The sequence below is a fragment of the Rhodococcus sp. LB1 genome, assembly GCF_001583455.1.
In the GTDB taxonomy this organism is placed as follows: Bacteria; Actinomycetota; Actinomycetes; order Mycobacteriales; family Mycobacteriaceae; genus Rhodococcus_F; species Rhodococcus_F opacus.
This window is the reverse complement of the sequence record NZ_LTCZ01000013.1, coordinates 16,527-40,978: the sequence shown is the minus strand read 5'-3', so window position 1 is coordinate 40,978 and position 24,452 is coordinate 16,527. Positions and strand designations below refer to the sequence as shown.

Annotated in this window: 25 protein-coding genes and 4 tRNA genes; 26 read left to right on the top strand and 3 right to left on the bottom strand. The window is 65.1% G+C overall.

The annotated features are described in order from the left end of the window. Positions 1-3: 3 nt before the first annotated feature. Complete coding sequence (locus AZG88_RS02730) at positions 4-1,266, bottom strand: geranylgeranyl reductase family protein (RefSeq protein WP_005252084.1); 1,263 nt, start codon at positions 1,264-1,266, stop codon at positions 4-6. A gap of 129 nt (positions 1,267-1,395) precedes the next feature. Here AZG88_RS02730 and AZG88_RS02725 point away from each other — a divergent pair, with 129 nt between their 5' ends. After that, a complete protein-coding gene (locus AZG88_RS02725; RefSeq protein WP_016882791.1) occupies positions 1,396-2,451 on the top strand; it encodes a polyprenyl synthetase family protein in 1,056 nt (351 codons plus the stop codon). A 143-nt stretch (positions 2,452-2,594) separates the two neighbouring features. Next, complete coding sequence (gene htpX / locus AZG88_RS02720) at positions 2,595-3,455, top strand: zinc metalloprotease HtpX (RefSeq protein WP_005252087.1); 861 nt, start codon at positions 2,595-2,597, stop codon at positions 3,453-3,455. A 68-nt stretch (positions 3,456-3,523) separates the two neighbouring features. Here the strand turns inward: htpX and AZG88_RS02715 are convergent, their stop codons facing one another. Then, the gene (locus AZG88_RS02715; RefSeq protein ID WP_005252088.1) at positions 3,524-4,015 is read right to left on the bottom strand and encodes a YajQ family cyclic di-GMP-binding protein; all 492 of its coding nucleotides are present in this window, start codon (positions 4,013-4,015) and stop codon (positions 3,524-3,526) included. A gap of 199 nt (positions 4,016-4,214) precedes the next feature. On the opposite strand from AZG88_RS02715, the gene AZG88_RS02710 reads away from it, so the two are divergent. The 11 genes from AZG88_RS02710 to rplA all read left to right on the top strand — a co-directional run bounded on the left by AZG88_RS02710 (position 4,215) and on the right by rplA (position 9,143). After that, a tRNA-Tyr gene (locus AZG88_RS02710) sits at positions 4,215-4,297 on the top strand. Positions 4,298-4,624: 327 nt separating this feature from the next. Beyond that, positions 4,625-4,697: transfer RNA gene (locus AZG88_RS02705), tRNA-Thr, on the top strand. A 45-nt stretch (positions 4,698-4,742) separates the two neighbouring features. After that, positions 4,743-4,815, top strand: a tRNA-Met gene (locus AZG88_RS02700). A 61-nt stretch (positions 4,816-4,876) separates the two neighbouring features. Next, positions 4,877-5,044, top strand: coding sequence for a 50S ribosomal protein L33 (gene rpmG, locus AZG88_RS02695; protein ID WP_005252089.1), 168 nt, complete (start codon positions 4,877-4,879; stop codon positions 5,042-5,044). Positions 5,045-5,133: 89 nt separating this feature from the next. Further along, positions 5,134-5,697, top strand: a complete 564-nt coding sequence (hadA, locus tag AZG88_RS02690) for a (3R)-hydroxyacyl-ACP dehydratase subunit HadA (RefSeq protein WP_005252090.1) — start codon at positions 5,134-5,136, stop codon at positions 5,695-5,697. Further along, the gene (gene hadB, locus AZG88_RS02685; protein ID WP_005252091.1) at positions 5,684-6,109 is read left to right on the top strand and encodes a (3R)-hydroxyacyl-ACP dehydratase subunit HadB; all 426 of its coding nucleotides are present in this window, start codon (positions 5,684-5,686) and stop codon (positions 6,107-6,109) included. The genes hadA and hadB overlap by 14 nt, the downstream gene beginning before the upstream one ends. A gap of 184 nt (positions 6,110-6,293) precedes the next feature. Beyond that, positions 6,294-6,366: transfer RNA gene (locus AZG88_RS02680), tRNA-Trp, on the top strand. A 31-nt stretch (positions 6,367-6,397) separates the two neighbouring features. Next, a complete protein-coding gene (gene secE, locus AZG88_RS02675) occupies positions 6,398-6,850 on the top strand; it encodes a preprotein translocase subunit SecE (RefSeq protein ID WP_061044604.1) in 453 nt (150 codons plus the stop codon). Positions 6,851-6,908: 58 nt separating this feature from the next. Next, positions 6,909-7,775 carry a transcription termination/antitermination protein NusG gene (gene nusG / locus AZG88_RS02670; RefSeq protein WP_025433125.1) on the top strand — a complete coding sequence of 289 codons (867 nt, stop codon included), beginning with the start codon at positions 6,909-6,911 and terminating at the stop codon, positions 7,773-7,775. Positions 7,776-7,834: 59 nt separating this feature from the next. Then, complete coding sequence (gene rplK / locus AZG88_RS02665) at positions 7,835-8,269, top strand: 50S ribosomal protein L11 (protein ID WP_005252095.1); 435 nt, start codon at positions 7,835-7,837, stop codon at positions 8,267-8,269. A gap of 157 nt (positions 8,270-8,426) precedes the next feature. After that, positions 8,427-9,143, top strand: coding sequence for a 50S ribosomal protein L1 (gene rplA, locus AZG88_RS02660; RefSeq protein WP_005252097.1), 717 nt, complete (start codon positions 8,427-8,429; stop codon positions 9,141-9,143). A gap of 66 nt (positions 9,144-9,209) precedes the next feature. On the opposite strand, the gene AZG88_RS02655 is transcribed toward rplA, so the two are convergent. Continuing rightward, a complete protein-coding gene (locus tag AZG88_RS02655) occupies positions 9,210-10,829 on the bottom strand; it encodes an MFS transporter (protein ID WP_061696970.1) in 1,620 nt (539 codons plus the stop codon). A gap of 461 nt (positions 10,830-11,290) precedes the next feature. On the opposite strand from AZG88_RS02655, the gene rplJ reads away from it, so the two are divergent. The 13 genes from rplJ to AZG88_RS02590 all read left to right on the top strand — a co-directional run bounded on the left by rplJ (position 11,291) and on the right by AZG88_RS02590 (position 24,350). Beyond that, positions 11,291-11,851 carry a 50S ribosomal protein L10 gene (gene rplJ / locus AZG88_RS02650; RefSeq protein WP_005252102.1) on the top strand — a complete coding sequence of 187 codons (561 nt, stop codon included), beginning with the start codon at positions 11,291-11,293 and terminating at the stop codon, positions 11,849-11,851. A gap of 78 nt (positions 11,852-11,929) precedes the next feature. Further along, positions 11,930-12,316, top strand: coding sequence for a 50S ribosomal protein L7/L12 (gene rplL / locus AZG88_RS02645; RefSeq protein ID WP_005252104.1), 387 nt, complete (start codon positions 11,930-11,932; stop codon positions 12,314-12,316). A gap of 303 nt (positions 12,317-12,619) precedes the next feature. Beyond that, the gene (locus AZG88_RS02640; RefSeq protein WP_005258257.1) at positions 12,620-13,714 is read left to right on the top strand and encodes an ABC transporter ATP-binding protein; all 1,095 of its coding nucleotides are present in this window, start codon (positions 12,620-12,622) and stop codon (positions 13,712-13,714) included. Between the two features lie 9 nt (positions 13,715-13,723). Beyond that, complete coding sequence (locus AZG88_RS02635; protein ID WP_005252107.1) at positions 13,724-14,518, top strand: MlaE family ABC transporter permease; 795 nt, start codon at positions 13,724-13,726, stop codon at positions 14,516-14,518. A gap of 4 nt (positions 14,519-14,522) precedes the next feature. Then, positions 14,523-15,383, top strand: a complete 861-nt coding sequence (locus AZG88_RS02630; RefSeq protein WP_025433123.1) for an MlaE family ABC transporter permease — start codon at positions 14,523-14,525, stop codon at positions 15,381-15,383. Beyond that, the gene (locus tag AZG88_RS02625) at positions 15,380-16,738 is read left to right on the top strand and encodes an MCE family protein (protein ID WP_005252110.1); all 1,359 of its coding nucleotides are present in this window, start codon (positions 15,380-15,382) and stop codon (positions 16,736-16,738) included. The genes AZG88_RS02630 and AZG88_RS02625 overlap by 4 nt, the downstream gene beginning before the upstream one ends. Next, the gene (locus AZG88_RS02620) at positions 16,735-17,814 is read left to right on the top strand and encodes an MCE family protein (protein WP_025433122.1); all 1,080 of its coding nucleotides are present in this window, start codon (positions 16,735-16,737) and stop codon (positions 17,812-17,814) included. Before AZG88_RS02625 ends, AZG88_RS02620 begins: the two co-directional genes overlap by 4 nt. Beyond that, on the top strand, positions 17,811-18,806 hold the full coding sequence (locus AZG88_RS02615) for an MCE family protein (protein ID WP_061696969.1): 996 nt from the start codon (positions 17,811-17,813) through the stop codon (positions 18,804-18,806). Before AZG88_RS02620 ends, AZG88_RS02615 begins: the two co-directional genes overlap by 4 nt. Then, positions 18,806-20,062 carry an MCE family protein gene (locus tag AZG88_RS02610; RefSeq protein ID WP_061696968.1) on the top strand — a complete coding sequence of 419 codons (1,257 nt, stop codon included), beginning with the start codon at positions 18,806-18,808 and terminating at the stop codon, positions 20,060-20,062. The genes AZG88_RS02615 and AZG88_RS02610 overlap by 1 nt, the downstream gene beginning before the upstream one ends. After that, complete coding sequence (locus AZG88_RS02605; protein ID WP_025433120.1) at positions 20,059-21,360, top strand: MCE family protein; 1,302 nt, start codon at positions 20,059-20,061, stop codon at positions 21,358-21,360. The genes AZG88_RS02610 and AZG88_RS02605 overlap by 4 nt, the downstream gene beginning before the upstream one ends. After that, a complete protein-coding gene (locus AZG88_RS02600; RefSeq protein WP_005252115.1) occupies positions 21,357-22,604 on the top strand; it encodes an MCE family protein in 1,248 nt (415 codons plus the stop codon). Before AZG88_RS02605 ends, AZG88_RS02600 begins: the two co-directional genes overlap by 4 nt. A 134-nt stretch (positions 22,605-22,738) precedes the next feature. Beyond that, positions 22,739-23,341: a hypothetical protein gene (locus AZG88_RS02595; protein WP_061696967.1), complete on the top strand. Its 603-nt coding sequence runs from the start codon at positions 22,739-22,741 to the stop codon at positions 23,339-23,341. Between the two features lie 79 nt (positions 23,342-23,420). Beyond that, entirely contained in the window at positions 23,421-24,350 is a 930-nt protein-coding gene (locus AZG88_RS02590; protein WP_061696966.1) for a hypothetical protein, read from the top strand. The last annotated feature ends 102 nt before the right edge of the window (positions 24,351-24,452 follow it).

Genomic DNA, 24,452 nt, shown 5'->3' with positions numbered 1-24,452 from the left:
ACGTCAGCCGAACAGCGGTCGCGAGTCGACCTTCTGCGACAGCAGACCGGACGCCCGCCACGCGCGGGCGGTGAGGTCGCTGTCCTCCTCGGTGACGAGGTTGCCCATGACCCGGACCGCGATGGTCATCAGCGCACGGGACCGCATGGCCACCGGACCGGACGCGGGCAGAACCCGGGGGACGGTCAGCAGCCCGGCGAGTCGCCGCGCCACGGAGAACGCCCGGCCGTATCTCTCCCGGAGAATCGCGGGCCACAGCTCCGTCAGGTCGTCGGCGTCGAGGATCTCCGCGACCAGGCGACCGCCTTCGAGCCCGTAGTCGATGCCCTCGCCGTTCAACGGATTCACGCACGCCGCCGCGTCGCCGATGATTGCCCAGTTCCGGCCCGCGATGTGGGACACCGCACCGCCCATCGGCAGCAATGCCGACGCGACGGCACGCAGTTCGCCGTCCCACTTCCACTCGTCGCGCCGCTGCGCCGTATACAGGTCGAGCAGCGGGCGTAGCGCACCCGGAGCCGGACGTTTGGCGGTGGCGAGGGTGCCGACGCCGATGTTCACCTCCCCGGTGCCGAGGGGGAAGACCCAGCCGTAGCCCGACTGCAGCGTCCCCGCTCCGTCCCGCAGCTCGAGGTGCGAAGTGATCCACGGGTCGGCGCTGCGGTCGGTGGCGATGTAGGCGCGGGCGGCAACACCGTAGGCCGTGTCCCGGTGCCATTCACGGCCCAGCTGCTTGCCCAGTGTGGACCGGACGCCGTCGGCGACGATCAGTGTCCGGCAGCCGATGGTGTGGGTTCCGTCGGAAGTCTTCAGCGTCACCGCCGTCACCCGGTCGCCGTCCCGTTCGACGCCGATCGCCTTGGCGCCCTGCACCATGACGGCCCCGGCGTCGACGGCGGTCGCACGGATCCTGTCGTCCAGCTCGGTGCGGGCTACCGCGCTGCCGACGGCCGGGAACGACCTGCCCGGCCACTCGAGTTCGAGCTCCTGACCGAACCCGCTGAGCCTCAGCCCGCGGTTGGTTCCCTTCGACCGCACCCAGTCGCCGAGACCGAGATGGTCGAGCTCGGCGACGGCACGCGGAGTGAGTCCGTCGCCACACGTCTTGTCGCGGGGAAACACCGCCGCGTCGGCGAGGACCACGTCACGTCCCGCGCGAGCCGCCCACGCGGCAGCCGAGGAACCGGCCGGACCAGCACCGATGACCAGGACATCGGTGGCGGTGGGAAGCGGGGATCCCGCGGGCGACTGTTCTGCTGCGACCACACCTACATCCTGTCAGGCTTCGCGATGCGACCGCGGCGAGGCCGACGGGCAGCGGAACCGCTAGGTTCACTACCGTGGTAGCCGAGCCGCCACCGACGGCGCGGGAACCGAGCCGTCACTGACGACAGGATGGGTACTGAGAACGTGAGCACCGAGGGCGCAGCACACACCGCTGCCGACGCTGTAGTGGGCACTACGGTCGCCGGGATCGATCTCGGCGACCCGCAGCTCGCTGCCACGGTCCGTGAAGGACTGAAGCAAGTCGAGGAACTGCTGGTCAGTGAGCTCTCCGACGGGGAGGACTTCCTCACCGAGGCGGCGTTGCATCTCGCGAAGGCGGGAGGCAAGCGTTTCCGTCCGCTGTTCACGGTGCTCACCGCCCAGCTCGGACCGAAGGCCTCCGACCCGTCGGTGGTCACGGCGGCCACCGTCGTCGAGCTGGTCCACCTCGCCACGCTGTACCACGACGACGTGATGGACGAGGCGTCGATGCGCCGCGGTGCACCCAGCGCGAACTCGCGGTGGGGGAACAGCGTCGCGATCCTCGCCGGCGATTATCTGTTCGCGCACGCGTCCCGTCTCGTCTCGACGCTGGGACCCGAGGCGGTGCGCATCATCGCCGAGACGTTCGCCGAACTCGTCACCGGTCAGATGCGCGAGACGATCGGGCTTCGCGGCGAGCAGGATCCGGTCGAGCACTACCTCAAGGTCGTGTGGGAGAAGACGGGCTCGCTCATCGCGGCGTGCGGACGCTTCGGCGGCACCTTCTCCGGCGCGGACGCCGACCACGTGAAGCGGCTCGAACGTCTCGGCGACGCCGTGGGCACCGCCTTCCAGATCTCCGACGACATCATCGACATCTCCTCGGTGTCCGCGCAGTCCGGCAAGACACCCGGAACCGACCTGCGTGAGGGCGTCCATACGCTGCCCGTCCTGTACGCGCTGCGCGACGAGGGACCCGACGCCGATCGCCTCCGGGTGCTCCTCGACGGCCCCGTCACCAACGACGACGACGTCGCGGAGGCGCTCGCGCTCCTCGAACGGTCACCCGGCATGGCCGCCGCCAAGGCGAAGCTGGAGGAGTTCGCGGTCCAGGCACGCGCGCAGCTCGCCGAGCTGCCGCAGGGGCCCGCCAACGACGCCCTCGTGAAGCTCGTCGATTACACGATCGAGCGCGTCGGCTGAGCCGTATCGTCATTCCTGAACTCGTCTTCACCCGATTTCTCGTCGTCCGTGCGGGAACCGTCCCGCCACCGTGTTTCGTTGAATGATCAAGATCCCGAAACTCGGGCGACGTGATCGGGTGTCAACGACAAGGAAGGCGTGACGTGCGCTACGCAAACGGGGCGAAGACTCTGGTTCTGTTGGTCGGCATGTCGGCGCTGATCGTGTTCATCGGCGCGCTGTTCCGCAACCCCACGATTCTGCTGCTGGCGATCGTGTTCGCCGTCGGAATGAACGCGTACGTGTACTTCAACAGCGACAAGATGGCGCTCAAGGCCATGCACGCCCAGCCGATCACCGAGGTGCAGGCACCGGTCATCTACCGCATCGTCCGGGAACTGGCCACCACCGCGCACCAGCCGATGCCGCGTCTCTACATCAGCCCCACGTCAGCGCCCAACGCTTTCGCCACCGGGCGCAGTCCGCGCCACGCCGCGGTCTGCGTCACGAGCGGCATTCTGCAGATTCTCAACGAACGAGAGTTGCGGGCCGTGCTCGGACACGAGCTGTCGCACGTCTACAACCGCGACATCCTGATTTCCTCCGTCGCCGGCGCCATGGCCGCCGTCGTGTCGGGGCTCGCGAACTTCGCCATGTTCGCCAACATGTTCGGCGGGCGCGGCGGGGGACAGGGCGCCAACCCGATCGCGTTGCTCCTGGTGTCTTTGCTCGGGCCCATCGCCGCGACCGTCGTCAAACTCGCGGTGTCCCGCTCCCGGGAGTACCAGGCCGACCAGTCGGGCGCAGAGCTCACGGGCGACCCCCTGGCGCTGGCGTCCGCGCTTCGGAAGCTGGAGCAGGGCACTCAGGCTGCGCCGCTGCCGCCGGAGCCTCAGCTCGCCGCGCAGTCGCACCTGATGATCGCCAACCCGTTCCGCACCGGCGAGAAGATGAGCCGGATGTTCTCCACTCACCCGCCGATGGCCGACCGGATCGAGCGGCTCGAGCGCATGGCGGGCATGTAGTCGGCTTCGCCGCCCGTGCGTGGTTGACGAGTGCAGGGACTCGTCAACCACGCACGGGTGCGGAGCGCCTACCGGTAGTTCACGAACTGCAGCGCGATCCCGAAGTCCTCGCCCTTCAGCAGGGAGATCACGGCCTGCAGGTCGTCGCGCTTCTTGCTGCTCACCCGCAGCTCCTCACCCTGGATCTGCGCTTTGACGCCCTTGGGGCCCTCGTCGCGGATCTTCTTGGTGATCTTCTTGGCGTTCTCGGTGGTGATGCCCTGGACAAGGCTGCCGGACAGTTTGTAGATCTTTCCGGACTGCGCCGGCTCGCCCGCGTCGAACGCCTTCAGGGAGATGTCACGCCGGATCAGTTTCTCCTTGAAGACGTCCAGGGCGGCGAGCAGTCGCTCCTCGGTGTCGGCCGTCAGGGTGATGGTTTCCTCGCCGGACCATTCGATCGATGCTCCCGTGTTCCGGAAGTCGAACCGGGTCGACAGCTCCTTGCCGGCCTGATGCAGGGCGTTGTCCACCTCTTGACGCTCCACCTTGCTCACCACATCGAAGGACGAATCAGCCACTTCACACTCCCGGTTTCGTCTAGTTCTCCCCGCCGCGACCCGGCCGGGGGCTCGCCGAATGCCGGCGAGCAGATTCGACGCTATCGGTTCGCAACCGCCCGTATCCACCCGGTTTGCAAAACGGGGGGCCGTTCGTTGTATTCTTCTTTCCGCAGCGGAGAGCGATTTCGCATAGATTTCGCGCTCCTCGTGCAACCCCGGCAGATTGCCCGAGCGGCCAATGGGAGCGGACTGTAAATCCGTCGGCTTATGCCTACGTAGGTTCGAATCCTACATCTGCCACACACAGAACCCCGGTGAGCGACAGCTCACCGGGGTTCTGTCGTTCGTGGACGAGACGGGGCGCCCATGTATGCGGTGATGCCGACCGGTCGTCGGGTCCATCGAATTTCGCGTCCCAGTCGATGTCCTGGACGGCCTTCTTCGCGACCGCCTGGGCGGACTTCGGCGTGATCCTGGAGCTCGATCGCGGGTCTCGAGCATGGTCGCCGGCCGAACTGTCGGGTGCACCGGCATGTGAAAGCCGCTGACCAGGCAATTTGGTTCTGGACGCGAACTCTGTGTAATCTCGTCAAGGCTTCAGCGCGCAGCGATGTGCGAGCAAAGCACGCCCCCTTAGCTCAGTCGGCAGAGCGTTTCCATGGTAAGGAAAAGGTCAACGGTTCGATTCCGTTAGGGGGCTCGCTGGATTGAAGTGGAGCGCCTAGTGCGCGACACTCGACACCGAGGCGGTGTAGCTCAGTTGGTAGAGCAAACGACTCATAATCGTTGCGTCGCCGGTTCAAGTCCGGTCACCGCTACACAATATGCATGATCCACCCTGATTGTTCGTAATCAGATTCACCCGAAAGAAGGCATCCCGTGGCCTCCTCGACTGACGTTCGGCCCAAGATCACTTTGGCCTGCGAGGTATGCAAGCACCGCAACTACATCACCAAGAAGAATCGGCGCAACGACCCCGATCGCCTGGAGATCAAGAAGTTCTGCCCGAACTGCGGAACTCACCAGTCGCATCGCGAGTCCAAGTAACACGGTCCGGAACTAGGACTGCGTTCGCGAAGGGAGTCCTCTAGGCTGCCCTCACGCGCTGACGTCAAGGGTAGAAGAGGTTCTTTCGCGTGACTGACACTGTGACAGAGACAGAGGCATACGTGCCCGCGGCTGTTCCTGCCGATCCTGCCGCGCACGCACTGGCGATGGTCGGGCACCACTACCGCGTCGACGACTTCTACGAGGTCGGACGCGAGAAGGTGCGCGAGTACGCGCGTGCCGTGCAGGACTGGCACCCCGCTCACCACGACGAAGAAGCCGCGAAGGGCCTCGGCTACGACGGTCTCCTCGCTCCTCTGACCTTCATCTCGCTTGTCGGCATCATCGCTCAGGGACGTCTCTTCAAGGAGATCGTCACCGGTTACGATCCGAGCCAGATTCTCCAGACCGACCAGCGGCTCGAGTTCCACAAGCCGATCAAGGTCGGCGACCGTCTGGTCTGTGACGTGTACCTGGAGTCGTTCCGTCAGATGGGCGGCAGCGACATCATCGTCACCAAGAACATCGTCACCGATCAGCACGACGAACTGGTTCAGACCACCTGGACGACACTCGTCGCGCGTACCGGCGGCGAGGTCGACGAGAACATCGCTCACGCAGTCAAGGACGTGATCATGCATGGCGCTTCGTAAGTTCGAGGACGTCTCGGTGGGTGAAGAACTCCCCGAGCGCATCGTGAAGCTCACGCGTGGCGACCTGGTCAACTACGCGGGCGTGTCCGGCGATCCCAACCCGATCCACTGGAGCGACGAGGTCGTCAAGCTCGCCGGTCTGGACAACGTGATCGCGCACGGAATGCTCACCATGGGTCTCGGCGGCGGCTTCGTCACGTCGTGGCTCGGCGATCCGGGCGCGGTCAAGGAATACAACGTTCGTTTCACGAGCTCGGTCTACGTCCGTGAGGACGAGGCCGCGCAGGTCGAGTACACCGGTAAGGTGAAGTCGCTCGACGAGGAAAGCAAGACAGCAGTAGTCGCGATCGTGGCGCGTTCCGAGGGAAAGAAGATCTTCGGTCGCGCCACCGCAACGGTCCGTCTGGCCTGACAGCCGGGTGGATTGGGTTTGTTCCGGGGCTTTGAAGTACACTGAGATTTCTGGGATTACTCAGCGCTGCGCGCTGCCCTACGGTGCTGTACGGCCGGCAAGGGTGGCGCGCGTGTCATGTAATCACAGAGAGGTCGGTCAAGAGTTGGTTCGAGGCTAGTTTCGGACCAGGTCTCCCGACCAAAGGGGCGTAGCTCAACTGGCAGAGCAGCGGTCTCCAAAACCGCAGGTTGCAGGTTCAAGTCCTGTCGCCCCTGCCCCCGGATGCCAGCGACTGAGAGGAACGACGTGAGCGAGGAGCGCGCCAAGCGCGACGGCGACACTTCAGGGTCGACGCGCCCGGACGGTGCCGACGACACCGCGGCCGACGCCACCACCACGCGTTCCGCCACTCCCTCGGGAAAGCCCAGCGGTAAGCGCCAGGGCCGTCGTTCACCGGCAGGTACCGAGGTCGCCGCGAGTTCCGTGAAGTCACCGGAACTCTCGAAGTCGGACACGGCCACCAAGGTCAAGCCGGCGAAGAAGGATCGCGCCGACAAGCCGCGCAAGGAAAACATCTTCAAGCGCCTGCGCCGGTTCCTCCGCGAGGTCATCGCCGAGCTGCGCAAGGTCATCTGGCCCAATCGCAAGCAGATGATCACCTACACCAGCGTCGTCCTGGTCTTCGTGGTGTTCATGGTGACGTTCATCGGCGTGTTGGATCTGGTGGTCATCAAGGGCGTCACCTGGTTGTTCGGTTGACGGAATCCGCCCCGGTGGATCCGAAGTATGTGAGTGACGAGAGGAAGCGAGTGCCCCAGTGAGCACCCCCGAGAACGACACGAATGAGGCTTTGGCCGAAGAGCGTGTTTCTGCCGAGGCGGCAGCCGAAGTGGATGTCGAGGCTGCCGAGGAGGGCACCGAAGCCGCGGAAATCGTCGGTGACGACGTTGCCGAGGACGCCCCGGCCGACGAGATCGTCGCGGACGAGGCGCCTGTCGACGAGGCTGTGACCGCTGATGAGGCTGTGACCACCGACGAGGCTGTGGCCGCCGAAGAGCCCGAGGATCCCGTTGCGGAACTCAAGGCCGCGCTGCGCCGCGCACCCGGTGACTGGTACGTCATTCACTCCTACGCGGGCTACGAGAACAAGGTCAAGGCCAACCTCGAGACCCGTGTCCAGAACCTCGACGTCGGCGACTACATCTTCCAGGTGGAAGTTCCCACCGAAGAGGTCACCGAGATCAAGAACGGCCAGCGCAAGCAGGTCAACCGCAAGGTTCTGCCCGGCTACATCCTGGTCCGCATGGATCTCAACGACGAGTCCTGGGGAGCCGTGCGCAACACGCCCGGCGTCACCGGATTCGTCGGTGCGACGTCGCGTCCGTCCCCGCTGACCCTCAACGAGGTGATCAAGTTCCTGCTCCCGCAGCAGGAGCAGAAGAAGCAGGCCGCCGCGGCAACCGTCTCGGCGGGGGAGACCGGCGGAGAGAGCTTCGCGAAGCCGCTCATCGAGGTCGACTTCGAGGTCGGCGAGTCGGTCACCGTCATGGACGGCCCGTTCGCCACGCTGCCCGCCAGCATCAGCGAGGTCAACGCCGAGCAGCAGAAGCTCAAGGTCCTGGTCTCGATCTTCGGTCGCGAGACCCCGGTCGAGTTGTCCTTCACGCAGGTCGCGAAGATCTAGCGCCACATACTTGCACTGCAGTAGCAAGAAACACACCCAGCAAGAAATAGGAAATCGAGATGCCCCCCAAGAAGAAGAAGCTCGCAGGGCTCATCAAGCTTCAGATCCAGGCCGGTCAGGCTAACCCTGCACCGCCCGTGGGTCCCGCGCTTGGTCAGCACGGCGTGAACATCATGGAGTTCTGCAAGGCCTACAACGCGGCGACTGAGTCCCAGCGCGGCAACGTGGTGCCGGTCGAGATCTCGGTCTACGAAGACCGGACCTTCGATTTCAAGCTGAAGACCCCTCCGGCTGCCAAGCTGCTGCTCAAGGCTGCAGGCGTGCAGAAGGGCTCCGGCGAGCCGCACAAGACCAAGGTTGCTTCTGTGACCATGGATCAGGTGCGCGAGATCGCGAAGACCAAGCAGGAAGACCTCAACGCGAACGACATCGAGCAGGCCGCGAAGATCATCGCCGGCACCGCACGCTCGATGGGTATCACGGTCGACGGCTGAGTCAGCCCTGATCGATCGGCGGCGTCACCGTCGGCGATCGACTGACGGCACCGCCGTCGAAGAAAGCGTGGGAGGGCCGGCCAGGCCCAGACCACTACTGAACCATTCACCATCGCAGGCAAGACACACACTGCGGTGAGAAGTTAGGACAGAAGAAATGGCAAAGCGCAGCAAGGCGTATCTCGCCGCCGCTGAGAAGATCGACTTCGACAAGCTGTACAGCCCGCTGCAGGCTGCGAAGCTGGCGAAGGAAACGTCGTCGAGCAAGATGGACGCGACCGTCGAGGTTGCAGTCCGTCTGGGCGTCGACCCCCGCAAGGCGGACCAGATGGTCCGCGGCACGGTCAACCTGCCGCACGGCACCGGTAAGACCGCCCGCGTCATCGTGTTCGCAGTCGGAGAGAAGGCCGCCGAGGCCGAGGCAGCTGGAGCCGACGCCGTCGGCGCCGAGGACCTCATCGAGCGGATCCAGGGTGGATGGCTCGATTTCGACGCCGCCATCGCGACTCCCGATCAGATGGCCAAGGTCGGCCGCATCGCCCGCGTCCTCGGACCGCGTGGCCTGATGCCGAACCCGAAGACCGGCACCGTGACGGCTGACGTCACGAAGGCTGTCGCGGACATCAAGGGCGGAAAGATCAACTTCCGCGTCGACAAGCAGGCCAACCTGCACTTCGTGATCGGCAAGGCATCGTTCGACGACGCCAAGCTGGTGGAGAACTACGGCGCCGCGCTGGACGAGATCCTGCGTGCGAAGCCGTCCTCCGCGAAGGGCCGCTACGTCAAGAAGGTCACCGTTTCGACCACCACCGGCCCGGGCATCCCGGTGGACCCGAACCGCACCCGCAACCTTCTCGAGGATGCCGACGCGTAAGTCACGCTTCACACAGTTCGGCCGGTACGGAAATCTTCCGTACCGGCCGAACTGCTTTTTCCGGGTTCAGTCTTCGTCGGCGGTTCCCGATCCGGACTTCTTTCGCCACGCCAGCATCACGGAGTCCGTGCGAGCCGGCGCCCAGGGCATGAAGATCGCGACGACGAGCGCGCAGACCACCACGGCGCCCGCCGCGACGAGTGACGCAGTGTGCGAGCCCTGCAGGACCGTCGTCTTCATGGTGAGGATGAGATTCTCACGCTGCTGTTCGAGGAACGGCGGGATCTCCCGTTTCCGGATCTCGAGCACACTCAGGACCGTCGCGCGTGCGAACCCCTTCTCGTCGTCGTTCATCAACGCGGCCGGAATCCGGTCGAGCAGCGGACTCATCGTCGTCGCGTAGTACGACGCGACGATCGATCCGAGCACGGCGACACCGAGCGTTCCGCCGATCTCCCTGGTCGTGTCGTTCACAGCCGAGCCTGCTCCCGCCTCGTCGAGGGGCAGCGACGCCATGATCGACTCGGTCGCGGGTCCCTGCACGATGGCCAAACCGAGCGCCATCGACACCATCGACGGGAGGACGTCGGTCAGGTAGCTGCTGTCCACGGCCACCTGACCGCCGAGGTACAGGCCGACACCGGTGAGGAGGAGGCCGAACACGATGACCGGGGTCGTCCCGATTCGCTGCGCCAGAAGAGTGGCGACGGGGGCGCCGACCGCCACCGACACCGCGAACGGCAGCGACGCGACACCGAACTCGAACGGCGTGTACTCCCGGACGCCCTGGAAGTACTGCGTGATGAGGAACAGGAAGCCGAACATCGAGAAGTACCCGATGGCGATCGCGAGGGCGGGCAGGGAGAACCTGCGATTGCGGAACAGCCGCAGGTCGAGGATCGGGTGGTCGGTGCGCAGCTCCCAGAGAACGAATCCGATCAGGACCGCGATCGAGAGGGCGACGGCGCCCAACGTGACGGACGACGTCCACCCGTGGTGAGGGGCTTCGATGATGGCCCACACGAGGACGGTGATTCCGGTGATCGAGGCGGCGATTCCGACGAGGTCCATCCGTCCGATGACGGAGGCGCGCGATTCCGGCACCAGGAGCAGTGTCGCTGCTGCCGCGACCACGGCGATCGGCACGTTGATCCAGAAAACGGAGTGCCAGCTGAAATGCTCGAGCAGCCACCCGCCTGCCATCGGCCCGATGGCGATCGCGAATCCGGCCATCGCGGTCCAGGCGGCGATGGCCAGCGCCCGTTCCCGCACGTCGGTGAAGATGTTGATGACGAGGGCGAGGGTCGCGGGGAAGACGGCGGCCGCGAAGACACCCATCGCCGCGCGGGCCGCGATGACCTGCCCCAGACTCTCGGCGTTGGCGCCGGCGACCGACATGACGGCGACGCCGAGCAGGCCGATGACCATGACGCGGCGACGACCGTAGCGGTCGCCGAGGTTGCCGAACGCCAGGAGCAGGCCTGCGAACGTCAGCGTGTAGGCGTCGACGACCCACTGCAGGCCGCTGACGCTGGTGCGGAGTTCGACACCGATCGACGGGAGGGCGACGTTGACGATGGTGTTGTCGAGCACGACCAGCAGTTCGGCCAGGCAGATCACGGCAAGCGCGAGGAAGCGGCGCGTCCGGGACCCGGCCACGACGGTCCGGGCTTCGAGGATTGTCATGACCAAAAGCTAGCTCATACATGTAACGTCGCGTAACAGATAGTTGGATGCGGCTTCAGTCTGTTGAACCACACCGCGGCAACGGAGTGACGCCGATCACTTCCGCCAAGCGGGGCGCGGCCGCGATTTGGCGGTTGTGCAGGCCATGCCGTAATCTGTGCTGCGGAGTTCAATGCAGTATTTGAACTTCACCCCAAATCATGTTCTACCCAAGACCGTTGGTGATCGCTCCCGCAAGGGTGTGATTGAAAGTCCGGGAATGTCCGGCGGCCCACGCAGGAGGACGAGGTAGGGGGATGCGTATCGGTTGTGGGCTCGCGCCCAGGCCGCATCGTTTCCTTTCACGCCCCGTGTGCCCTGCACCGGGGCGTTTTGCATGTCGTGGATTGTGTGCTCCGGGATTCCGGCGGCACGCAGCGGTTCCGAAGTGGGATAACGACTGTCATGAGAGGAGGCGAAGTATGGCAAAGCCTGAGAAGGTTTCCGCGGTTGCGGAGATCACCGAGCAGTTCAAGGGTTCGACCGCTGCTGTGATCACGGAATACCGTGGTCTGACGGTGGGCAACATCACGACACTGCGACGCGCTCTCGGAGAAGGTGCCACCTACTCCGTCGCCAAGAACACCCTGGTCAAGCGTGCCGCTGCTGAGGCGGGCGTCGAGGGCCTTGATGACCTTTTCGTCGGTCCGACCGCCATTGCATTCATCAAGGGCGAGCCCGTCGATGCTGCGAAGGCTCTGAAGAACTTCGCTAAGGACAACAAGGCGCTCATCATCAAGGGCGGCTACATGGACGGCGCTGCGCTGTCCGTGGACGAGGTCAACAAGATCGCGGACCTCGAGTCCCGCGAGATCCTGTTGGCCAAGCTTGCCGGCGCGATGAAGGGCAACTTGGCAAAGGCCGCAGGCCTGTTCAACGCTCCTGCTTCGCAGGTGGCCCGACTGGCTGCTGCTCTGCAGGAAAAGAAGGCCGCAGAAGGCGGAGCTGCCGAAGCTCCCGCCGAGGCTGCAGCCGAAAGCTGATCCGCACCCGCGCATCACTGCTATAACCCCGCCCGGTCGCGGATCAGCGACATGGGACTTACAGGAAGGACCGCCACAATGGCGAAGCTCAGCACCGAAGAGTTGTTGGACCAGTTCAAGGAGCTCACCCTCCTCGAGCTCTCGGAGTTCGTGAAGGCATTCGAGGAGACCTTCGAGGTCACCGCCGCTGCCCCGGTCGCCGTTGCCGCTGCAGGCGGAGCACCGGCTGCCGCCGAGGCTGCTGAGGAGCAGGACGAGTTCGACGTCGTCCTCGAGTCGGCCGGCGACAAGAAGATCCAGGTCATCAAGGTCGTCCGTGAGGTCGTTTCCGGCCTCGGCCTGAAGGAAGCCAAGGACCTCGTCGAGGGTGCTCCGAAGGCCATCCTGGAGAAGGTTGCCAAGGACGCGGCCGACGCCGCCAAGGAGAAGCTCGAGGCTGCCGGCGCGAAGATCACCGTCAAGTAAGACGGTCTCTCCCGCGCTGCTCGCCGAGCAGACGAAGAGGGCCACTCCCCATCTGTGGGGAGTGGCCCTCTTTTTGCGTCCGCAGACGGCTTCGGAGCGTCGACATTCCTGGCCGAAAGCTGGACGCGCGACCAGAAATTTCGCTACCGTTATCCCAGTTCAGACGCGTTGTTTTGCATAGTGGGACCCGCTGTTGGCATGCTTCCTTACTCATGAGTAGCATCCCTTGTCACAGGTAACACGTCGATGCGATAGAGTGACCCAACCCACACGGGGTGAGTGCATCGAACGGTCGCGGAGGTAATGGTGGGAGTCGAGGTATCCGTCGAGGGACTGACCAAGTCGTTCGGCTCGCAGAGGATCTGGCAGGACGTCACATTGACCCTCCCTGCTGGTGAGGTCAGTGCGTTGCTCGGGCCGTCGGGTACGGGTAAGTCGGTGTTCCTGAAGTCGCTGATCGGTCTGCTCCGCCCGGAGCAGGGTTCGATCGTGATCGACGGCACCAACATTCTCGAGTGCTCCAGCAAGGAGCTCTACGAGATCCGGAAGTTGTTCGGGGTGCTGTTCCAGGACGGCGCGCTGTTCGGGTCGATGAACCTGTTCGACAACGTGGCGTTCCCGCTGCGCGAGCACACCAAGAAGTCCGAGTCCGAGATCCGCAAGATCGTGATGGAGAAGATGGAACTCGTCGGCCTGCTCGGGGCCGAGGACAAGCTGCCCGGCGAGATCTCCGGCGGTATGCGCAAGCGCGCGGGCCTGGCCCGGGCCCTGGTGCTGGACCCGCAGATCATCCTCGTCGACGAGCCGGACTCCGGCCTGGATCCGGTGCGAACCACCTACATCTCGCAGACGTTGATCGACATCAACGCCGAGATCGACGCGACGATCCTGATCGTCTCGCACAACATCAATCTCGCGCGGACGGTGCCGGACAACATCGGCATGCTGTTCCGCCGGCATCTGGTGATGTTCGGTCCGCGGGAGGTGCTGCTCACCAGTGAGGAGCCGGTGGTCAAGCAGTTCCTCAACGGCACGATGATCGGTCCGATCGGGATGTCGGAGGAGAAGGACGAGGCCACCATGGCGCAGGAGCAGGCGATGGTCGATGCCGGCCACCATGCCGGTGGTGTCGACGACGTCGAGGGCATCGTCCCGCAGATGAAGGCGACGCCGGGGATGCCGTTCCGGCAGGCCGTCGCCCGCCGTCAGGAACGCGTCCGGCACATCATGCACACCCTGCCGGAGAATGCCCAGATCGCCATCCAGGAAAGCCTCGACGAGACTTCCGGCGGAAACGGTGGCGGGGGCTACGACTACGCATACAGCCAGGAAGACACACAGGTCATCCCCGCATACCGGGGCGAAGGATACGAAAACACCACTCACGGGCAAGGGTAGGCATATCGGATGGGGGTTACCCGCAGCTCGGTCTTGCGGCCGGTCAACGGTGCGCTGACGCAGGCCGGAAATATCGTCGAGCTCTTCGTCGACGTTGCACGAAACACGTTCAAGCGGCCGTTCCAGTTCCGCGAGTTCATCGAACAGGCCTGGTTCATCGCCAGCGTCACGATCCTGCCGACGGCAATGGTCGCGATTCCGTTCGGTGCAGTGGTGTCTCTGCAGACCGGATCGCTCATCAAGCAGCTCGGTGCAGAGTCGTTCACGGGAGCGGCCAGCGTGCTCGCCGTCATCCAGCAGGGTTCCCCGCTGGTGACGGCACTTCTGGTGGCCGGGGCTGCGGGCTCGGCCGTCACGGCGGATCTCGGTGCGCGGACGATCCGCGAAGAGATCGACGCCATGGAGGTCCTCGGTATCAACCCGATTCAGCGACTCGTCGTGCCTCGGGTGCTTGCCATGGTTCTCGTCGCGATCCTGCTCAACGGTCTCGTGTCCGTGGTCGGTATCGCGGGCGGGTACTTCTTCAACGTCATTCTCCAAGGGGGTAATCCCGGTGCGTACCTGGCATCGTTCTCGGCCTTCGCGCAGCTTCCCGACATCTGGGTCGGCGAGCTCAAGGCGGCCGTCTTCGGTGTCATCGCCGGTGTCATCGCCGCGTACAAGGGCCTCCACCCGAAGGGCGGACCCAAGGGCGTGGGTGACGCGGTGAACCAGTCCGTGGTGATCACGTTCCTGCTGCTGTTCTTCGCGAACCTGATCCTGACCATGGTGTACCTCCAAATCGTTCCGGCGAAGGGATCGTGACCCGATGACAATCGCCAAGGGACGCGGTGACCGGACGCTGATGGCGGCACGCCGAGTCGGTCGTGCGCCGCTCAACGTGCTCGACCGGGCCGGCGAGCAGATGTCGTTCTACGCCAGGGCAATCGCCTGGTCGCCCCACACTCTCGTGCACTACCGCAAGGAAGTGCTCCGGCTTCTCGCCGAGGTCACGTTCGGCAGCGGCGCGCTCGCCGTCATCGGCGGCACCATCGGCGTCATCGCGATGATGTCCGGTTTCACCGGCGTCGTCGTCGGACTGCAGGGTTTCGCCGCGCTCGAACAGCTGGGCAGCTCGGTTCTCACCGGCTTCCTGTCCGCGTACGTCAACACCCGTGAGATTGCGCCGATCGTTGCGGCACTCGCGCTCTCGGCCACCGTCGGTTGTGGTTTCACCGCGCAGCTCGGTGCCATGCGGATCTCGGAGGAGATCGACGCGCTGGAGGTCATGGCGGTGCCGAGTGTGCCGTTCCTCGTCACCACCCGCATGATCGCGGGATTCGTCGCCGTCATCCCGCTGTACATCGTCGGTCTGCTCGCGGCCTATCTCGCCTCCCGCATCATCAGTACGGTGTTCAACGGCCAGTCGACCGGGTCGTACGACCACTACTTCAACTTGTTCCTGCCACCGCAGGACGTCCTGTATTCGTTCGCGAAAGTGCTGATCTTCGCGTTCGTGCTGATCCTGATCCATTGCTACTACGGCTATCACGCGTCGGGCGGTCCCGCCGGTGTGGGTGTGGCCGTGGGTCGGGCGGTCCGCACCGCGATCGTCACCATCGCCGTTCTCGACTTCTTCCTGAGCCTCGCCATCTGGGGCACGACGACCACAGTGAGGGTGGCCGGATGAGCAACACGACATCTGTTGTGGGCCGACGGGTGCTGGGGCTGGTGTTCTTCCTCGTCCTCGCGTTGTTCCTGGTCTTCACCATCGGCATGTTCAACAAGACGTTCACCAAGGTCGTCAAGATCGACCTCCTCACCGATACCGCCGGAAATGCGCTGCCGCCCAATGCGGACGTGAAGGTCCGAGGCCTCATCGTCGGTGAGGTGCGCTCGGCGTCCTCCCAGGAGGGCGAGGTCACCCTGGCTCTCGCGATCCAGCCGGACAAGGCGCCGCTGATTCCGTCCAACGCGACGGCGCGGCTGCTGCCCAAGACGCTGTTCGGCGAGCGTTACGTGTCGCTGATCGTTCCCGAGGGCGACACGGCTCCGCCGATCCAGGCCGGCGACACGCTGCGTCAGGACAAGAGCGGCAACGCCGTCGAGGTCGGCGAGGTTCTGGACGGTCTGTTGCCGCTGCTGCAGGCGATTCCGCCGCAGGACCTGGCGAACACGCTCGGTGCGCTGTCCCAGGGATTGAGCGGCCGCGGTGCCGAACTCGGCCTGACGCTCGACCGTCTCGAGGAGATCTTCGGCGGGCTGAACACCGAACTTCCTGCCATCCAGGAGGATCTGCGCGGTCTGGCAGATTTCTCGCAGACGTACTCCGAGGCGGCACCCGACCTGGTCAACGCCCTCGACAACCTGCGTACCACCGGAAATACCGTGGTGGAAAAGCAGGGCGAGATCTCCACGTTGCTCGCGTCGCTGACCGGAACCGCGTCGAGCACCGCGGATCTCCTGCAGACCAACGCCGAATCGATCGTGAGTATCGCCGCCGATTCGCGTGAGGCACTGCAGATCCTCGGCCGTTACTCGCCGAGTTTCGCCTGCACGTTCGCGGGCTTCGCGAAGTCCGCTCCCGTCGCCCGTGAACTGCTGGCACCGGACGATCCGTACCCGGGTGTGCGTGCCAGCGTGCAGTTCGTCAATCCGAAGGGTCGCTACGTGCCCAACCAGGACGAGCCGCGGCTGCTCGACAACCGCGGACCGGCTTGCTACGACAACGTCACCGCTCCGGGTGGGAAGTTCCCGCAGTACCCGGGCGGGTCGTCCTACAACGACGGTGCCTACCAGGTGCCCTCGCGGAATCCCGGCCCGTCGACCATCGACTTCTTCCCGGCGCCCGCCGGGGTCCCCGATCAGGTCCCGGGGTACGGAGCCGAGGTCACGCCCGCAAGTTACGCGGGTTCGAAGATGGAGCAGGACACGTTGGACGTCGTCTACGGCGAGGCCGGGGGCATGGCGCCGGAGGACGTGCCGAGCTGGACGACACTGGTCGGCGCGCCGACCATGAGGGGGACTGAGGTGAGCTTCAAGTGAGGGGCCTGGCCGCACCATTGGTCAAGCTGATCGTGTTCGCCGTGGTCACCATCCTCGCGACCGGTCTCCTGGCCGCCACCATCGCCAACCTCGGTGGCGGCGGTGGCACCAAGTTCAACGCGATCTTCTCGGACGTCACCTCGCTCAACGAGGGCGACGAGGTCCGCATCGCCGGTGTGCGCGTGGGTCAGGTCGAGAAGATCGCGATCCACGACGACCGCGAGGCAGAGGTCCAGTTCACGGTGTCGGAACGGGACTGGCTGCCCGCCAGCACCACCGCGACCATCCGCTTCCGGAACCTCGTGGGGCAGCGCTACATCGCGCTCGAACAGGGCGAGGGTCAGCAGGGAATGAAGATGAGCGGCGGCGACACCATTCCGATGGAGCGGACGAAGCCTGCCGTCAACCTCACCACGCTGTTCGACGGGTTCCGTCCGCTGTTCCAGACCCTCAGCGCCGACGACGTGAACAAGTTGTCGTACCAGATCATCCAGGTGTTCCAGGGTGAGTCGGGAACCATCACGGAACTCGTCAAGAACACGGCAAGCCTCACCAACACCGTCGCCGACAAGGATCGGGTGATCGGTGCGGTGATCAACAACCTCAACGACGTGCTGGCCACGGTGAATCAGCGTGACGATCAACTCGATTCGCTGATCGTCAACACCCAGCAACTCGTCACGGGCCTGGCGAACGAGCGGGGAACCGTCGGCTCGGCGGTGACGTCCCTCGCGGGACTGACCGACGCGACGGCCGACCTGCTCGAACCCACCCGACCGTCCATCCAGGAATCCATCACGTCGCTGAACACGCTGGCGACGACGTTGAACCGTAACTCCGACACGGTCAACAGCGTTCTCCAGACGCTTCCGGTGAAGCTCGAGAAGCTCGGCCGGGCAGCCAGTTACGGATCCTGGTTCCAGTTCTACCTCTGTGGAGTCGACATCGTCGCAGGACCAGGTACCGCGCCCCAACTGAACCTGCCCACGGGCTTGCCCACCGTCAACCAGCCGATCTATACGAACTCGGCGAAACGGTGCACGCAGGACGGCCTACAGGAGTTGCAGACACGATGAGCAGACGTCGCAGCCCGGCAGTGGCTGGTGCCCTCGGCATTCTCGTGGTGCTGTTGGCCACCCTGTCGGCATTCTTCCTCGATTCGCTGCCGTTCATCGGCGCCGGATCGACCTATCACGCCGAATTCACCGAGGCGGCAGGGCTCAAGCCCTCCAACGAGGTCCGGATCGCCGGCGTCAAGGTCGGCAAGGTCACGTCCGTCGAACTCGACGGCGACCATGTGGACGTCGCCTTCAAGGTGTCGGATGCGTGGGTCGGCAACGAGACGTCGGCGTCCATCCAGATCAAGACGATCCTGGGCCAGAAGTATCTGGCCCTCGACCCCCGCGGCTCGGACACGTTGAATCCGAGCGACGTGATCCCGTTGGACCGCACCACGTCTCCGTACGACGTGATCGAGGCGTTCTCGGCCGCCGCACAGACGGTGGGTGACATCGACTCCGATCAGCTCGCGCAGAGCATGGTGACGCTGTCGCAGGCGTTCGAGGGAACTCCCACGGAGATCCGAGCCTCCCTGGACGGTGTGAGCAGGCTGTCGCAGACCATCGCCAGCCGCGATCAGGAACTGCAGAAACTGTTCGACGCAACCGGCAAGACCACCAAGGTCCTCGCCGACCGCAACGCCGAATTCAACCGGTTGATCAGCGACGCCGGTCTGCTGCTCGGTGAGCTCAACAGCCGTCAGCAGTCGATTTCCCAGCTGCTCACCGGAACTCAGCGGCTGTCGCAGCAGTTGACCGGGCTCGTGCGCGACAACGAGGCCGCCATCGGTCCCGCGCTCGAACAGCTCGACGGTGTCGTCGAGATCCTCGAGGCCAACAACGAGAACCTGGACAAGGCGATGAAACTGTACGAGCCGTTCGTCCGCCTGTACACGAACGTGGTCGGTAACGGTCGCTGGTTCGACCAGGTCGTGGTGAACCTCCTGCCGCCGGGTCTGCCCGACATTCCCGGTCCGCGCGATCCCGTTCGCACGTTGGGGGGTAACTGATGGCAGACGTCGAGAACGGAGCAGAGCGCGGCGGTCGCGGCGGGGTCGTCCTCATCGCGGGAATCGTCATCGTCGCGCTGGTGATCGCCGGCGCCCTGTGGTGGTTGTTCACCCGCGCAGGCACCACGCAGATCACCGCGTACTTCGACAAGTCGGTGGGCATCTACGAGGGTTCCGACGTGCGGATCCTCGGTGTGAAGGTCGGATCCGTCGACGGTGTCGAACCGCAGGGCGACCAGGTGAAGGTCGACATGCGCGTCGATCGTGGCGTCGACATTCCCGCCGACGCGAAGGCCGCCCAGGTCACGCCGTCCGTGGTGTCCGACCGCTACATCCAGCTCGCGCCCGCCTACACGGGCGGCGACAAGATGCAGAGCGGTGCCGTGATCTCGCGTGACCGCACGGCCACCCCCGTCGAGGTGGATGAGCTGTACGCGAGTATCGAGAAGCTCTCCACCGCTCTCGGCCCGGACGGGGCGAACAAGGAAGGCGCGCTGTCGCAGTTCGTCGAGACCGGCGCGGCCAACCTCGACGGCAACGGAGAGGCGCTGGGGCAGAGCATCACTCAGCTGTCCGACGCCGCCCGCACGCTCAACGAGAGTCGCGGCGACCTGTTCGACACCGTGAAGAACCTCCAGGTGTTCGTGGGTGCGCTGGCGGCCAACGATCAGCAGGTCCGCGACTTCAATTCGCAGCTCTCCGACCTGTCCGGATTCCTTGCGGGGGAGCGGGAGAACCTCGGTGCCGCCCTGAACCAGCTGGCGATCGCCCTCGGCGACGTCTCGAAGTTCGTGGCCGACAACAGGGAGATCCTCGCCGAGAACGTGGACGATCTGGTTCCGGTGACGCAGACCCTCGCGGACAACCGCGAGTCGCTGGTCAACTCACTGACCCTGCTTCCGCTGGCGATCAGCAACCTGGCCAACTCCTACGACGCGGAGTCCGGCAACCTGGCCTCGCGCCTGGCGTTCCCGGATCTGCAGGATCCGGCCGGCGTCGCGTGCAAGTTGATCGACCTCGGCAAGCTGGTTCCCGGCGATCCACGGTTCGAGCAACTCGGACGTCAGATGCAGCCGCTGATCGACAACTGCGCCAACATCACGTCGCAGATCACGCAATCGGCGAAGACGCCGTCGCTCGTGCTTCCCTTCGGAATCATGAGTGCCGACAACATTCAGCGGACGGTCACTCCCGGCACGGTGCCGGGTGTCGTGTCGCCGCGATTCGAAGGCGCAACGGGTGGTGAGGGCGAATGAAGCGGTCGGTAATCCTCGGCGCCGGTGCGTGCGCCGTCGCCATTGCAGTGACGTCCTGCTCGTCGGAGGGAATCTACGGAGTTCCGCTGCCGGGCGGTCCGGATGTCGGTGATCACCCGATGCACCTGACGATCCAGTTCGACGACGTCCTCGACCTCGTCCCGCAGTCCGCGGTCAAGGTCGACGGTGTTCCGGTGGGCCGGGTCGAATCGATCAAGGTGGCGCCGGACGGCTGGACGGCGGATGTGGAGGTCGTCCTCGACTCGTCCGTCGATCTCGCGGCCAACGCGGTCGCCGCCATCGAGCAGACCAACCTGCTCGGCGAGAAGTTCGTCCAGCTGTCCGAACCGCCGGAGGACAAGGATCCCGCGCGGCTCGAGGACGGCGACACGATCTCTCTCGATCGCACCCGGCACGCCACCGAGATCGAGCAGGTACTCGGCGCGCTGTCGCTGCTGCTCAACGGTGGCGGCGTCGGCCAGTTGCAGCCGATCGTGCACGAACTGACCACCGCACTCGACGGGCGTGAGGATCGTGTCCGCGGACTTCTCGAGCAGGCGAACACGCTGATCGACGGTCTCAACCAGCAGCGCGACGACATCACCCGCGCCCTGGACGGACTCGACACCTTGACCACGCGGGTGAACGAACAGAACGAGAAGATCGGGCTGATCCTCGACCAGCTCCCGATCGCCGCCGAAGTGCTCAACGAGCAGCGTCCGCAGCTCACCCAGATGCTGACGCAACTGGACCGACTCGGTACCGTCGGCACGGACGTGATCAACAGATCGAAGAACGATCTGATCGCGGACCTCCTCGCACTGCGGCCGACGCTGAAGGCGCTCGCCGAGTCCGGCGACGACCTGCCCAATTCGCTCGCGTTCATCCCGACCGTCCCGTTCCCGGACGGCGTCGAGAAGATCGCGCTCGGCGGATCGGTCAACCTGTTCCTCACGGTCGACCTGCAGATCGGCGATGCGCTCAGCGCACTCGGCGTCGGTCAGGGCGACCCGGTGTACGTGCCGCCGAAGTTCGGTGAGCCCAAGCCGATCGTCGATCCCTCGAACCCGTACTACAACGGCAACGGACCGAAGCCGGGTTGGCCGACGGTGTCGCTGCTGCCGATTCCGCCGATCATTCCCGCCCCGACGGGTCTGCGGATCCCGGGTCTCCCCGGAACCGCGCCTGCGGCCGGCAACGGTGGCGCGGAGAACGGCACGACGGACGGCGCGGCGCCGTCGCCGCAGAACCCGCTCGGGGGACTGCTGGAGCAGTTCGGAATAGGGGGTGGACAGTGAGGTCACGACTGGTCAGGATCCAGCTCGTCGCGTTCGCCATCGTGGCGATGCTCGGGCTGGTCTACGTCGGCGCCAAATACGTCCGCCTCGACAACCTGCTCGGGTTCGGTGAGTTCGACGTGAACGCGCAGTTCAAGGACTCCGGCGGCATCTTCACCAACGCCGAGGTCACGTACCGCGGAGTTCCCGTCGGCCGGGTCGGCGACTTGTCGCTGACCGCGGACGGAATCAACGTCGAGTTGAAGATCTCCTCCGGTGGGCCCGACATCCCGGCGTCGGCCAAGGCCGTCGTCGCCAACCGATCCGCGATCGGTGAGCAGTACGTGGACCTGCAGCCCGACAGCGACCAAGGGCCGTTCCTCGCACAGGGCTCGGTGATCACCGAGGCCGACACGTCGACACCCGTTCCGGTCGAGCAGGTGCTGATGGCCACCGACGGTCTGGTCCGGTCGGTTCCGGTCGACTCGCTGCGCACGGTCGTCACCCAGCTGGGAACGGCATTCAACGGTAAGGGCGAGGATCTGCAGACACTCGCGGATTCTCTGTCGACGCTGACGAAGGACGGACTCGACGTCCTCCCGCAGACGCTGGCCCTCATCCGGGACAGCCAGACGGTGCTGGCGACGCAGTCCGACCAGTCCTCCGCGATCGTCCAGTTCAGCTCGGACCTCGACGCGGTTGCGGCGCAGCTGCGGACCAGCGACCCCGATCTCCGCGCGATCATCGACAAGGGAATTCCGGCGAGCGACGAGATCGGTCTGCTGGTGAACCAGATCGGTCCGAGTCTCACCACCGACCTGACGAACCTCGCCGCGGTCGGCGACAAGCTGGCTCCGCAGGCGATCGCGCTGCGGCCGATCCTGATGTTCCTGCCTGCCATCGCGGCGTCCGCGTCGACCGTGGCCCCCGGCGACGGCACGGTGCATCAGGGCATCGTCCTGGAAACCAACAATCCGCCGTCGTGCACACTCGGTTACGAAGGGACACAGGAGATCCTGGCCGAGATGAAGCGGCAGGACCCGAACTTCGACGACACCCAGCAGGACTTCCCGTACAACACGAAGGCCAACTGCGACGCTCCCCAGGGAAGCGTGACGGGTGTGCGAAGTGCAGACCGCATCGTGTTCGCCGATCCGGACACGATCCAGCCGTGGGATTTCAAGCCGAAGGTCATGCCTGACACTCTCAACTTGAATCCCATCGCAACGCAGCTCGCGCCGCTCCTCGGGGTTACTCCCAAGTAGCATTCGGTCCCGACCGAGGGCGAGTAGAAGATAACAATCAGTAGGGTATTGGTGTGACGCGAATTACCACGCCCCCGGAGTCGGGACAATCGACTCCGGGGAAGGACAGAACTCTGAAGGCCTCGTTTGCTGCGGTGACCGCACTGGTGGTGATCGCGGTTGTCGCAGCCGGATGGTTTGGCTTCGGGTGGGCGCGCGCTCTCTTCGTGGACAAGCCGATCGCCGACGCACGCGATTCCGCGTTGACGGGCGCCCAGCAGGCCGCGATCAACCTCAACTCGGTCGATTCGAAGGACCTCGACGGATCCTTCGAGAACATGAAGTCGTCGATCACGGGCGACAAGATGAACCAGGACCTCCAGGCGACGATGGACGGGTTCACCGACCAGATGCGTCAATCGGGTGCGGCGAGCAAGGCCGAGCTGATCCAGGGCACACTCACGGAACTGAACACGGACGACGGCACCGCGAAGGCTCTGGTCGTCGTGGCAGTCACCACCACGTGGCCCGACCGCTTCGACAAGGCCAAGGTGACGATGCGGATGGACGTGCAGGACGTGGACGGGGTCTGGAAGGCCTCGTCGGTCGAGCCGGTGGGCGGGCGTATTCCGCTCGAGAGTGGTCCGGTGCCCGCCGACGGCGCTGCCCCCGCCCCGGCCCCCACCGAACCGGCTCCCGCCGAGCAGGCGCCGGCTGAACAGGCGCCTGCTCCCGAAGACGACAGCGGCGGTCAGTAGTCCTGATGTGCCGCGGCGGCGTGTCGCTGCGGTGTCCACGTCGACGACAGCTCGTCGTGTAATGAGAAAGTGGTGAACTATGCCCCCCAAGCGCCGAAACAACGTGCCGGACAGCGCTGCAAAGGGCAGGCGTCCGCGCGTGGCGGGGACCCGTCAGACAACGCCGAAGCCGCCCCGATCGGAAACCCCGGCCACTGAGCCTGTGACGAAGGCAGAGCCGACGACGAAGCCGGAACCGGCGAAGAAGCAAGAGCCGGTCGAGAAGTCGGCCCCGGTGGCGAAGGCCGAGGCCGCAACGGCCACAGCAGCAGCAGCCGCCGCGGCCTCGTCCACCGCGTCCGCCGAGGCGTCGAAGACCTCCGACGCGGACAAGACCGTGTCGATGGCCAAGCCGGTGTCGACCGCGAAGGCCGCGTCCGCGGGAAAGACGAAGGTGCCCAACCTTCAACCGCGCATCAGCAAGCAGCAGGCCCCCACCGCCGCCGAGACCGCGGCCGATGACAACGGGTCCAGCAGGATCACCTGGAAGCTCGTCGGGATCCTCGGCGCCGTGGCGGTGGTGCTCGGGGTGTTCGCGGTCGTCGCGGCATTCAAGCCCGGCGCAGATATCACGAACACCGCCTGGGTCGACGAGGGCGCCACTGCCGAGGTGACCAAGGCGGGAACCGAGGCGATCGAGACGCTGTACACGTACAGCTACGAAACGATCGATCAGGACTTCGAGAAGGCGCGCGGCTACCTCAACGATGCCAAGCGTGAAGAATTCGACTCGACCGCCGACACCACCAAGGAGGCCGCCATCCAGACCAAGACGGCCACCCAGGCCTCCGTCACCGACATCGGCGTCACGGTGCTCGACGGCGACCGCGCCGAGCTGCTCGCGCACATGAACGTCAGCGCCACCGGTGACGCCGTGGCTCAGGGCAGTGCCGCGACCCCGTTGTCGATCAAGATGGAGAAGATCGACGGCAAGTGGGTGCTGTCCGACATCTCCGACAGTGAGGGCTGATCCTGCCGCCCGGAAAGAATTGAGCTGGAACGGGATCCGTGCACCCTGGGCGGGTGCTCGCTGAATTACCCTCTCCGGCAGAGCAACCGGATTCCCATCCGA